The sequence below is a fragment of the Enterococcus sp. S86.2 genome (assembly GCF_059834485.2).
Genome location: NZ_CM206813.1, coordinates 1,379,906 through 1,392,500, shown reverse-complemented (window position 1 = coordinate 1,392,500; position 12,595 = coordinate 1,379,906). Strand labels below are relative to the sequence as shown.

The following is a 12,595-nucleotide window of genomic DNA, read 5'->3' as shown; positions in this document are numbered from 1 at the left end:
TAGGCGGCTGGCTCCATAAAGGTTACCTCACCGACTTCGGGTGTTACAAACTCTCGTGGTGTGACGGGCGGTGTGTACAAGGCCCGGGAACGTATTCACCGCGGCGTGCTGATCCGCGATTACTAGCGATTCCGGCTTCATGTAGGCGAGTTGCAGCCTACAATCCGAACTGAGAGAAGCTTTAAGAGATTAGCTTAGCCTCGCGACTTCGCAACTCGTTGTACTTCCCATTGTAGCACGTGTGTAGCCCAGGTCATAAGGGGCATGATGATTTGACGTCATCCCCACCTTCCTCCGGTTTGTCACCGGCAGTCTCGCTAGAGTGCCCAACTAAATGATGGCAACTAACAATAAGGGTTGCGCTCGTTGCGGGACTTAACCCAACATCTCACGACACGAGCTGACGACAACCATGCACCACCTGTCACTTTGCCCCCGAAGGGGAAGCTCTATCTCTAGAGTGGTCAAAGGATGTCAAGACCTGGTAAGGTTCTTCGCGTTGCTTCGAATTAAACCACATGCTCCACCGCTTGTGCGGGCCCCCGTCAATTCCTTTGAGTTTCAACCTTGCGGTCGTACTCCCCAGGCGGAGTGCTTAATGCGTTTGCTGCAGCACTGAAGGGCGGAAACCCTCCAACACTTAGCACTCATCGTTTACGGCGTGGACTACCAGGGTATCTAATCCTGTTTGCTCCCCACGCTTTCGAGCCTCAGCGTCAGTTACAGACCAGAGAGCCGCCTTCGCCACTGGTGTTCCTCCATATATCTACGCATTTCACCGCTACACATGGAATTCCACTCTCCTCTTCTGCACTCAAGTCTCCCAGTTTCCAATGACCCTCCCCGGTTGAGCCGGGGGCTTTCACATCAGACTTAAGAAACCGCCTGCGCTCGCTTTACGCCCAATAAATCCGGACAACGCTTGCCACCTACGTATTACCGCGGCTGCTGGCACGTAGTTAGCCGTGGCTTTCTGGTTAGATACCGTCAAGGGATGAACATTTTACTCTCATCCTTGTTCTTCTCTAACAACAGAGTTTTACGATCCGAAAACCTTCTTCACTCACGCGGCGTTGCTCGGTCAGACTTTCGTCCATTGCCGAAGATTCCCTACTGCTGCCTCCCGTAGGAGTCTGGGCCGTGTCTCAGTCCCAGTGTGGCCGATCACCCTCTCAGGTCGGCTATGCATCGTGGCCTTGGTGAGCCGTTACCTCACCAACTAGCTAATGCACCGCGGGTCCATCCTCAAGTGACGCAAAAGCGCCTTTCAAATACTAAACATGTGTTTGGTATTGTTATGCGGTATTAGCACCTGTTTCCAAGTGTTATCCCCCGCTTGAGGGTAGGTTACCCACGTGTTACTCACCCGTTCGCCACTCCTCTTTTTCCGGTGGAGCAAGCTCCGGTGGAAAAAGAAGCGTTCGACTTGCATGTATTAGGCACGCCGCCAGCGTTCGTCCTGAGCCAGGATCAAACTCTCATAAAAAGTGTTTGAACAGTCATAGACTGTTAAGCTCAAATAAAAATTAACTTTGCTAGCTATTGCTTGCATGTTGTTTGCTTCTATAAAAGAAGCGCCCTACACATTGGTTCGTTTGCTTGCTTTGTTCAGTTTTCAAAGGTCTACTTGCAAAGTTAAATGTATTTATCTAACTTGCAGTTGGTTGCTTTTTGAAATGTTTCAGCAACTCTTATATCTTATCAGCTGACTTAATTTCTGTCAACTGTTTTTTTCAAAAAGTTTTAAAAACTTTTTGAAATGATATTTCAGAAGTTCGCCGCTCATCAAGCAACTTCGTTAGTTTAACAGTCGTTGTAGCAACTGTCAACAACTTTTTTCAAAAATGTTTCAAGTTGTTTTCAATCGTGTGACTGCCTTGCCAACGTTGATTAATTTACCACTTCCAAGTATTTGCGTCAACCGTTTTATTTTCATAAAATACCAGCTCACCACCGTGCCAAAACTACTCTTTTTATCTTTTGTTCGCTTTTTTCGCGCTTACAAAAAAAGAAGTTAATCTTTTTCTTCATAAAAAAACCTAAACTGTAAAAAAATCAAGAGATATCCCTCTTAAAATTCGGTTATTTTTTTATTTTTCAGGCACAAAAAAAGGAGATTTCCATCTCCTTAGCTAGTTTACTTATCGCGACTTAAAAAGCGAATCCGTTTTTCTTCATCGCGGTAAATAATTGTTTCTTCGTTTAAGTAAGAAAAAGTTAGTTTTTCTAAATTTGGCGTGCTAATCATTTCTTCGTATCCAGTAAAAATATCGTGAATATATTTTTTGTAGGCATGCTTCTTCTTTAATCTTTTTTTCATGGGGCACCTTCCTTTTTCAAATCACTGTCATCTTACCAAAAGTGTTACGCATTGGACAAGTAGTTTTCGTCGATTCTCAAAGATTGTTACAAGGTGCTTTTTTTACTAACTTAATATACAAGACAATTCTCTACCACTTTTATAATATCAGATAAATGATCAATAACTATATCCGCTTGTCGTTGATCAATTGGAAAATCTTGTTTTAGTGCCAATGTATACAGCTGTGCAGCTTTCGCAGAAGCAATCCCGACTGGTGAATCTTCTACTGCAATGCAGCGATCACACTTTAGCGCCGCTTCAGCCAATTGATAAATTTCTGGATGTGGTTTACTTTTTGATAAACTTTCACCGGAAATAACAAAATCAAAAAAAGATGTTAAATTATTTTGAGCAAGCATCGTATAAATTTCGTTTTCAGGCGATGAAGAAGCAAGTGCTATCTTTATTTTTTTAGCCTTCAAATAAGTCAATACACTCTTAACATCCCCTCGCAAGGCCTTGGTAAAATCAATTGGATGTGTTTGCCGATAATCTTGATACTCTTTTTTTAATAATGCACGGTTTTCTTTTGCTGGGACTAAAACTTGCCAAATACCCGCTTCAGTCAAGCCGACAAAATCCAATTTGTTTTTTGAGCCTGGACTCAAATTTTTTTCAGCAAAGAAATCCATCCGCCGCTGAAAGTAAAAGCTTTCAGAATCAATTAAAACACCGTCCATATCAAAAATTATACCTAAAGTCATATAAATCACTCCTAGCCATTAATTATTTCGTGAATTAGACGCAGCTCTAAATCCGAGATCTGAATAGTATATTCATTTTCGACATTGCGAAATGCTCGATGAATTTGTTCCATTTCCATGCCAGCTTGTGCTAAATATTCAGCAATATCTTCTTGTTGATCAACACTTTCTTTACGTAAAATTCGTTCAATCATACAACAGCAATGCAAATACAATAAGAATAATTTACTATTTGAAAGCGTAATGGCTAAATTCACCTCTGCTTGTGATACTGCACTTTGCACCAGACGTAAAAGCTTTGTCGCATCTAGAATCGTTAAATTCTCAACGATTTTGTTAATGGAAAAGCTAAACATTAGCTGTTCCTTTAATGCTTTGTCACTAATATCAAAATAATCTTGTAAAATTGTAACAAATTTCTCTATATCTTCCCCATTAATTAAGTGATCTAAGCCGATATAAGGAATCTGCTGAATTTTGGGATCTTCTGTACCAACAATCATTAACACTTCATACATTTGAAAAGGATCTTCATACAGTTTATTTTTTTCTAACTTGTGATAATCATAAGGTATGATGGCTAACTCGTCGCAGTAGTCTTTTAGACAATGTTCTAAAATTTCTTGAATTTGAATGGCAGAGCCCATTCCAGTATAGCAACAAGTTAAAATAGCTTGTTTTTTCTCTTGCTTTGGCAAAATCAATTGCTTTTGAACTTTATTTTCAATATCAACTCGTTGACTGATTTCTGAAATAGATAATTGATTTTGAATTAAATGACCAATTTCTAAAACTAACGGGGTGCAAACATAGTCAATAATCAATAATGGTCCGCGAATTTTATCTTCTAAGCGCTCACCTAATTGATTTAACGAACCCATGTCCACTAATAAAATTAAACCAGCGTCTGTATGGTAATCGTTAATAAAGCGAATGACTTGTTCTTCGACTTTGTCTAGTGTGATATTTATCGGCATATCATAAGCATGAAAAATATTTTGTTGTAACATGCGATTGCCGACATTAGCTAGACTACTGGCAGTGGAATAACCATGGGCTAGAATAATACTTTTGATTTCTTTTTCACGGGGCGTTATTTGCAAACCGTGAAAGTAAAAAGAAATAAAGATTAAATCCTCGTCTTTAAAATCCTGGTCCAATTGACGGGAAATATGACCTAAAGCTTTCTTTGCATACCAATAAGAAGTATCCATTGAACTGGAAATTAAACGCAATAGCTTTGGTTTTATCGTATGCCATTCGTGATTTTCTGCAATCGTATCGGTATTATTTTTGCGATAAAGGTATTGTGCGAGTGCGATAACTCGGTTACCATCTTGATCAAATCCATAATTATCGTGCATCCAATCAAAGGTTTCTCGAATTTGATAGGTCAAAACAGAATAAAAAGACTCTTCTTTAGCATAATTATCTTTAAACATAAATTCATCCATTAAGTTATTGACACGATTTACCATCGTTGCAATAAAATCCTTGATGGCTAACTCTTGTTCATCGACTTTTTGGTAAAGTTGAACCATTTTTTCAAATAATTGTCGGATCTGCTTTGCTTCAGTAGACTCTAAAAAAACCTGATTTTTCGTATGGGGCAAATATTGGCGATCTGGTAAAGCTTTAATCGTCTTTTTCAACTGCTCTTTTAAACGTAGCGCATTCTCTTGAGGTAAATCTTTTAAGCGCACTCTTATTGCAGGGTTGTTTTGATTTTTTGCATAGGCGCTGCCACAAATGTATTTAACAATATTTTTGATTTTACCCACATTGCCTTCTAAGTCACTATTTAACAAAAAGTCTACTAGTTGATAACTAACATCAATTCGCTTTTTTAAAATATTAGCCTCATTCACAAAAAAAGTATCAATTAGCTGCATTCTTTCTGACTGCGGGCGCTGTTCATAATTGGGCAAACTAACAATTACCGGCAGACGCCGAATAAAAGTTGGCAAAAAAGTCTGATAGACATTTTCTGTTGTAGCAAAAATTAGCCGTACCTTTGCCTTGCGTTTAAGGGCATTATCTCCCATAGGTGAAAATTCACCGGTATCCATGAAGGTAAATAATTTTTCTTGCCCTTCATCTGACAGTCGATGCACTTCATCCAAAAATAAAATACCGTTATCTGCCTTTTCAATTAAACCGATATGATCTTTTTCGGCTCCGGTAAAAGCCCCCTTAATATGACCAAACAAAGCAGACGATAACAATTCTGGATTATTGAAATATTGAGCACAGTTATAAGCGATAAAAGGGGAATCTTTTTGAATGATCTTCTCTGTGACTGCGTATTCGTGAATTTTTTCAGCTAAGAATGTTTTCCCTGAACCGCTACTGCCAGACAAAAGAATCGGCAACCCGTTATTTGGATAAAGCACCGCTGTTTTCACTTGATCAATCGCTTCTTTTAGACTCCCTTTGGCACCAATTACTAGCTCTAATGCATTTTGTTTTTCCAATGTAAATAAATCTTCCCAACTCTCATACTCTGCGCCTTTTACGATAATTCCCAGCTCAGCAAGTGTTGTAACATGTAAAAAAGCGACCGGATAGCTCTTAACTTTGACAACTACGCCTTCTTTTAACCCTTGATTTAAGTAAGAACTGGTCGTGCTACGGTTTAACCCGATATGCTCACTAATGGCTGAGGCAGAAAAATCCCCACGATGATACTTGTCGTAATCTCGCGTTAAGTCAATTAAATATTTTTCTACTTTTTCATTCATGATTTACACCACCTAGCTTCTTTTTTAATCAATTGTAAGAGATTTCATACCAGCTTTCAACACAAGACAGAAAAGCTGAGGCAAATGCCCCAGCTTATGAAAGCTTAGTACTCAAGTTTCCACATATAACGACGTTTTGTTAATGGATGTTGACGCGCTTCAGCCAATTCTTCAGCATAAACACGGAAGACGGCCGTAATGACAAATGGATTGAAGTAATCTAAGACTTCTTTTGCTATATGAGCCGATAGACCCCAATCTAGTGCATCCACAACTTCTGTTTTCGCATCGAAACGATCTAAGAAGGTTAATGCTCGCGCGTCAATTGGACGTGTGCGGCCATCGTTCATCAGTAAGATAAATGGCACACCTTTATCGGTAATTTCAAATGGACCATGGAAGAATTCACCGGCATGGAAAGTACCGGAGTTGATCCATTGCATTTCCATCATTAAACAAATTGAAGTCGAATAGGCTACTTCGTGAGTTGCCCCTGAACTCATAACATAGATAACTTTTTCGTCTTTGAAGCGTTGGGCAAATTGTTTCGCTTGTAAGCGTGCTCCTTCAGCGCTCTCTTGTGATAAATCGTAAATTTTACTGAAACCCTCCATCATTTTATCGTAGTCAGCATAGCCTTCAATTTGATTTAACAACTCAACTGCTAACAACAAGCAATAGCCGGTTTTTTCAAGTTTCGCAGCATAATTTTCAGCAAAACGGTGATAAATGACATAATCTGCATCTTTTGTTAGCGGAGAATCTACGCTACGTGTTAAACTAATAACTGTGGCACCTTTCTCTTTGGCTACTGCGTTAGCTTGAACAGTTTCAGGAGTGGTACCTCCTAATGAAGCTGAAATAACCACAGTATGCTCGTCGACTGAGCTAGGTGTCGCATAGTTAAATTCGTTGGCTGTAAAATGACTAATCCGTAATTTTTGTGCATTTTGATCTAAAAAGTATTTACCTGGATATAAATCAGCTTTTGACGCACCACAGCCAACAAAGACGATGGATGTCACTTCTTTATTGCTAACGATTTCTTTTACAATCTCTTTTGGACTTAATTTTGAATTCATTTTTGAATTCCTCCTCTTAACTTTTTTATTTGAACCTGAATAGGTTTGTCCCTTAACTAAAAATGCCGCATACACTTAATAAAATCCCGCCTACAATACAAATGACCAACATTACGCCGGTTTTAACTTTCTTTTGTAGTAACCAGTACATAAAAAATGTCAGACCCAAAGGAATTAATTGTGGCATAATATTATCTAAAACATCTTGTAAAACAAATGCTTTGCCAAATTTTAAAGGTGTTGTAATGCCGATCATGCTTGCAATCATTGCCCCGATTACCATCAAACCTACAATCGTACAAACATACATTACCTTATCCATTAAACCTTCTTGATAAAGTTTAGCTAAATATTTATTCCCTGTGTTATATCCAATCTTACCACCGTAATATGTTACTAAAGACGAAGGGACAAATGAGATAATCATCGCTAAAATTGGTCCCAAAATACTTCCTTGTTGCGCTAAATTAATCCCAAAACCAAAAGCTAAAACACGGACAGTTCCTTGGAAAAAAGAATCGCCAATCCCTGATAGTGGTCCCATTAAAGAAGTCTTTAAAGCCCCAATTGCTTCTGGATTAAAGTTTTCTTGGTCTTGTGCATATTGTTCTTCCATTGAAGCGGCTAAACCCAGTACAAATGCACTAGTCTGCGGTGTACAATTGTAATACGCCATGTGACGTTCGTAAGCTTCCATCTTTTTTGAAGCGTCTTCTGGTTTGTCGTAAATTTTGTCGATGATTGGTGCAATTCCATACATAAACCCCATATTCATTTGTCGCTCGTAATTCCATGAAGCTTGAATCGCCCACGAGCGCCAGAAGAATTGCCAATATTTCCAACTGTTTGGATCTTTTTTAGTCATTTATAAGACTCCTTTCTATAAATCGTCTAAAGGATCAGGTTCACTTTGCGCAGCATTACCACCATTACTGCCACCAAAATTAACTTGGGCCATCACAAACGCTACAATGCAGGCAAATGCTGCAACCCCTGTGATACTTAGGCCAGAATATGCAGTTATTAAAAAACCCAGCAATAAAAACGGTATCATTTTCTTTGTTAACATTGTTTGTAAAAGCAAGGCAAAACCATAAGCCGGTAAAATCTTACTTGCTAAAGTCAAACCATTTGTTAACCAAGCAGGAATGCTGTCAACAATACTTTTGACCAAATCGGTACCAAAATAAATAGCTAGAAAAATCGGAATAAAATACATTAAGGAATACAAAACCGAGCCATAAACAATATGAATCCTTCTTGCACCAGCAAACTTACCTTCAGCAATTAGCGTATCTGCACGGTGTGTTAAATTTGATAAGACCGTTCGCATTAAAATCCCTAACATTTGACCTAATACAGAAATTGGAATTGCAATGGTTAACGCTGTTTCCGCATTTGAACCAGATAAAATTGCAAAAGCCGTTGCAATAATAGAAGCCATATTCATATCCGGCGGTGCAGCTGCCCCAATATTTACCAACCCCAAAGACATCAATTCCAACGATGCCCCAACCATCAAACCTTTTTCCAAATCTCCTAATACCAAACCAACCAGCGTACTCACAATCAAAGGCCGTTCAAAGTTCAGTCTTCCTAACAATCTGGAGTCCAGAATACAAAATATTCCGATTAGACCCAGGGCAATCGATTGAAACAACATAACGCAAACCCCTTTCTTTTAAATCATTGTATTTAAATCCTCTTTTTTAGAGGTTGGTACCTGCTGCATAAACTGTGTAATCCCCATTGCTTTTAGCGCTTTGGCATCTTCAATTTCACTTTCTGTTAAGAAAATAGCGTTGCTAAATTGCTTAGCCCCTTCTTTTTTAATAATGCCGCCATAATTGATGGCCTCAATTTTCTGATAGCCTTCACAAAACTTGCGGACATCTTTAGTATTCCCGAAAATCAACATGATATTTTCTTTTAGCGTTTCAACTTTTGGCATTTTTGCTAACGTGTTGGCCACTGTGAAAATATTCAATTTAATTCCTTGGGGTTTGGACAATTCTAAGGACATCTTTTTAAATTCATCATTGGCCGCTTCGTCGTTTACCACGATAATGCGATTTATTTGTAAAGACTTACTCCAAGAAAACACTACTTGTCCGTGTAACAATCTGTGATCAATGCGTACAAGTTTGATCATAGATCATCACCTCCTTTTTCTGATGTTTGTAATAGACGACTACAATCAATTAGTGAATTTTGGCTTTCTATGATAATCCTTTGTAAATCATTTGAACTAATTTTCCCAGCCTGTGTTGCGATGGAAATCACAAGGGGTAAATTCATTCCGGTAATAAGATGTATTTCGGGGTTGTCTTTTAAAAGGGGTAACATTTCGTTATTAACACTCCCCCCTAAAATATCTGTTAAGATAAATAAATTTTTCGTCCCCAGTTTTGTAACTAATTGCTGCATTTGTCCTTCGATTGGTTCATCTTCATCACGATAAGCCGATAGTGCGTAAATATTATCTGCTGGACCTAGAATCATTTCAGCGGTTTGCTTTAAGCCTTGTGATAATTCTCCGTGGCTTGCTAGAATGATAGTATTCATTTTTTCTTCCCTCCTTACTGACACTTTTATACAAGCAAGTTGCGTGCCAACTTTTGTCTAAGGATCAAATCCCGCTTGATTTCAGCGTTTTTCTGACACTTTCAACACATCTAGAACAAAAAAATACAGTGTTGGAAATTTCCACTTGAAGTGTTGATAAAAGCGTGAAGTAGCGATTGATCAATTCTAAGAAAAAAAGACACCGCAAAAAAAGATTGGAAATTTTTTAAGCCCAGGATTTTTTCTTCTTTTAAATCGCTTTTTATAAATTTCAATTGCTTTTTACTTAATACTTAGACAGACACAAAAAGTCCCCGTACAAAAGTTAGTTTAGCTTTTGTACGGGGACTTTCATTTTTTATTTTGGTGCTACATACGTAACATTGTTAGAGCGGGCAATACTATTAGGGATAATACGGTATGAAACAGTTGTTGGCCCGACAACATTTCCTTCTGAGACCAAAATGCCATCTGGTCCAACAGCTTCAACAAAAGCCACATGACCATACACGGAACTAGAACCAGCAACTCCAGGATGGAAACTTACGGCATAACCAACTTTTGGTGTCCCAGTTGTTTTATAGCCTAAACGAGCACCTTTTTGGCCCCATTCGCCACCATTGCCCATAAAGTTGTCAACCCGGCCACCTAATTGGGTAATCCGATTGTAAACATACCACGTACATTGTCCAACTGGATAAGAACCAGAAGTATTATAGTTGCGACCATCAAAATCAGGGAAAATCATTTTATTACGATAGTAGGTTGGAATATTTTGCCGTGATTGAATAATCATTCCGGTTTTTGTTCCAACAGGTGTTTCAGGTTCATCGTACTGGGTTAAATGATAAGCTGCGATAATCGAATTTAATTTATTACTGTATTGCGTATCCGTTGCATATTTCCCCATTAGATGGTCTGTTGCTTGAAGATAATTTCCCGCCTCAGAACGCCATGCGCCTTGATAAAAACCATCGTTTCCAGAAATACCGCCACGAATTAGTTCAACATAGTCTGCTAAGGATTCTTTGTAACTAGGATAACTTCTAAAGTTTGCCGTGATTTGATACAACTCGCCGTTTCCTTTGTCTTCCATTGTTTTCATAGCGACAGAAGAACCGCCGTGAGAACCTTTAATTCCAAACAAGTTGTAATAAGGTGCTCTTGATAACCCACTGCCACCAGAACCGCTTTCCAAAATTGCCTGAGCGATCATGACCGAAGCAAAAACATCATATTTTAACCCTAATTCTCTGGCATCATCTGCAATTGTATCGATGAAGCGTTGTGTAATCGGATTGGCTTTAAAATCAACAGTAGCTGCGTAATTGTCTAATGTCTTTTCACCTTGTTGTGTCAAAACGAGATTTTCCGGCATGCTAACTGCAAAAGATGGGTTTTTTATAACGCCATATTTTTCGCTTAATAGCGCTGTATCATCATCTTCTTTACTGTCTGCATCTGTTTTATCAGCAATTTTTACAATTCCGGCGTCATTAACTTCATAACCTTGAATGGTGAAAATTTGGACACCTGGCAATTCTTCTTTATCTTTTGTTTGTTCTGTATCTTTAGTAGCGTCTTTAGTAGCATCACTAGTAGTTTCTTTTTTCTCTAATGCTGCTGCTTCTTTTAGTTTATTTTGTTCTTTTAAAGCCTCGTGATTTTCATCAGTGGCCATTATATATTTACCCTGACCAAGGTAAATGGCAACTTTGTTAACTTCTTTATCTTGCCAGAAAAGAAGATCACCAGGTTGGGCTTTTTCCAATGAAATTTGCTTTTTATCTTTTACCATTTCCTCATAATTTTTACCAAGAGTTATGCCAAAAATTTCGTTATAAAGGTAATTTGGTAAACTTAAAATTATTAAAGGCAGACGGCGCTTTACCATCTTTTGCAAAAGGTTTATTCAGAGTCTTCAAAGCAGCTGCGATTATAGCACCTTGCTTTTTATCCTTTAAACTATTTAACAACGGCAATTCAAAACCATTTAAATTTGAATCAGTTAAACTGTCGACAACCAAATTATCATCCAATGGTGCAGATGCTGTGCCATCTTTACTTGGACCTTGAACAGGTTGTTTGGGGGTTGTTGCATCTGTTGTGCTTGGCTTTGATTGGTTTTGGTTTGTATTGCTTTGATTTGGTTTATTGGTCGCAGGCTTATTCGGCTGTGGCTTTGGTTTAGGATTAGGCTTTGTTTCTGGCTTAGGATCTGGTTTTGGCGTAGGCGTAGGTTTTTGCGCCTCCTCTTTGACTAATCCAGTAATTGCCTTTTGTAAATTAACCAACATGCTGCTAACTTCAGCACTAGAAGCATCCTCATTGGTTAAGAGAGTATTGGTTAGTCCAATTTGTTTTTGCAAAACCTTAAATGAAGCTGGTGTATATTCGCTAGCCTTAAAGTCCATTGCTTTTTTCAACAAAGCTTGTAAGCTTTCCTTATCGGGTTTTACTTCCAGTTGTAGACTACCTAAAAACACTTTAATCCTTTCAACCAAAGCATCAACAGTATCTTGATCAACCTCGTTTGCATTTTGCATTACCGAAGCTTCCTGAAAAAGCTCATTTATTTTATCACCTGGGAATGTAGAGGGGCGATATTGATCTTCTGTATTAATCAGATTTTGCAACTGATTGTACATTTCTGTTAACACAGTTTTGTCCACAGCCACCGGTGTCGGAGCAGGTGTCGGGTCGTTTTCACCTTCACTAACTTCACCTGTATTTTCAGGACTATTTTTGGTTTCTGTTACCGCTGTGTCACTATTATTTTGAACTGCTTCACTTGCTTGCGTAGTTGTAACAACATTTGCGAAAGCCGGCGTTCCTTGCGAAAAAAGCACTAACACAATACTAAACATAGAAAGTGCCCTTCGCAAACGTAGACTATTCCTTTTTTTCATCAGAGAACCCCCTTTTATTTCCTCGCTATTATATTAGCACATATTCTCATGAAATTCTAAGTCAAAACGTCTGAACAATTAATATAACAGTCGTAACTACAACTTGAATAAAAAGAGAAACTAGCATTCCAAAGGGTTTTTGCTAGTTTCTCAAGATTAGAGAATGATTTCAGCCAATTTTAATAAATAAATTTAATTATTTTGACGCGTCCAAATTAAAGTAAAAATAACT

General features: G+C 38.4%; 10 protein-coding genes and 1 rRNA gene (1 of these 11 only partly in view). All 11 read right to left on the bottom strand.

Annotation, left to right across the window (positions count from 1 at the left end; genetic code table 11):
* A 16S ribosomal RNA gene (locus AC6R0T_RS06535) occupies positions 1 to 1,486 on the bottom strand (it extends 74 nt beyond the left edge of the window).
* A 651-nt stretch (positions 1,487 to 2,137) separates the two neighbouring features.
* Positions 2,138 to 2,320 (bottom strand): hypothetical protein, encoded by a 183-nt coding sequence (locus AC6R0T_RS06530; protein WP_206904192.1) that lies wholly within the window; start codon positions 2,318 to 2,320, stop codon positions 2,138 to 2,140.
* 110 nt (positions 2,321 to 2,430) lie between these two features.
* On the bottom strand, positions 2,431 to 3,066 hold the full coding sequence (locus AC6R0T_RS06525) for an HAD family hydrolase (RefSeq protein ID WP_303754247.1): 636 nt from the start codon (positions 3,064 to 3,066) through the stop codon (positions 2,431 to 2,433).
* An 11-nt stretch (positions 3,067 to 3,077) separates the two neighbouring features.
* The gene (locus tag AC6R0T_RS06520; RefSeq protein WP_303754248.1) at positions 3,078 to 5,807 is read right to left on the bottom strand and encodes a sigma 54-interacting transcriptional regulator; all 2,730 of its coding nucleotides are present in this window, start codon (positions 5,805 to 5,807) and stop codon (positions 3,078 to 3,080) included.
* A gap of 104 nt (positions 5,808 to 5,911) precedes the next feature.
* Positions 5,912 to 6,889, bottom strand: a complete 978-nt coding sequence (locus tag AC6R0T_RS06515; RefSeq protein ID WP_206904183.1) for an SIS domain-containing protein — start codon at positions 6,887 to 6,889, stop codon at positions 5,912 to 5,914.
* Positions 6,890 to 6,941: 52 nt separating this feature from the next.
* Positions 6,942 to 7,754 (bottom strand): PTS system mannose/fructose/sorbose family transporter subunit IID, encoded by an 813-nt coding sequence (locus tag AC6R0T_RS06510; protein WP_206904180.1) that lies wholly within the window; start codon positions 7,752 to 7,754, stop codon positions 6,942 to 6,944.
* A 15-nt stretch (positions 7,755 to 7,769) separates the two neighbouring features.
* On the bottom strand, positions 7,770 to 8,552 hold the full coding sequence (locus AC6R0T_RS06505) for a PTS mannose/fructose/sorbose/N-acetylgalactosamine transporter subunit IIC (protein WP_206904178.1): 783 nt from the start codon (positions 8,550 to 8,552) through the stop codon (positions 7,770 to 7,772).
* An 18-nt stretch (positions 8,553 to 8,570) separates the two neighbouring features.
* The gene (locus AC6R0T_RS06500) at positions 8,571 to 9,041 is read right to left on the bottom strand and encodes a PTS sugar transporter subunit IIB (RefSeq protein ID WP_206904176.1); all 471 of its coding nucleotides are present in this window, start codon (positions 9,039 to 9,041) and stop codon (positions 8,571 to 8,573) included.
* Positions 9,038 to 9,454, bottom strand: coding sequence for a PTS sugar transporter subunit IIA (locus AC6R0T_RS06495; RefSeq protein WP_206904175.1), 417 nt, complete (start codon positions 9,452 to 9,454; stop codon positions 9,038 to 9,040). Before AC6R0T_RS06495 ends, AC6R0T_RS06500 begins: the two co-directional genes overlap by 4 nt.
* A gap of 358 nt (positions 9,455 to 9,812) precedes the next feature.
* Positions 9,813 to 11,348, bottom strand: coding sequence for a glucosaminidase domain-containing protein (locus tag AC6R0T_RS06490; protein WP_526159855.1), 1,536 nt, complete (start codon positions 11,346 to 11,348; stop codon positions 9,813 to 9,815).
* Positions 11,293 to 12,363 (bottom strand): hypothetical protein, encoded by a 1,071-nt coding sequence (locus AC6R0T_RS06485; protein WP_303754250.1) that lies wholly within the window; start codon positions 12,361 to 12,363, stop codon positions 11,293 to 11,295. Before AC6R0T_RS06485 ends, AC6R0T_RS06490 begins: the two co-directional genes overlap by 56 nt.
* Positions 12,364 to 12,595 lie beyond the last annotated feature (232 nt).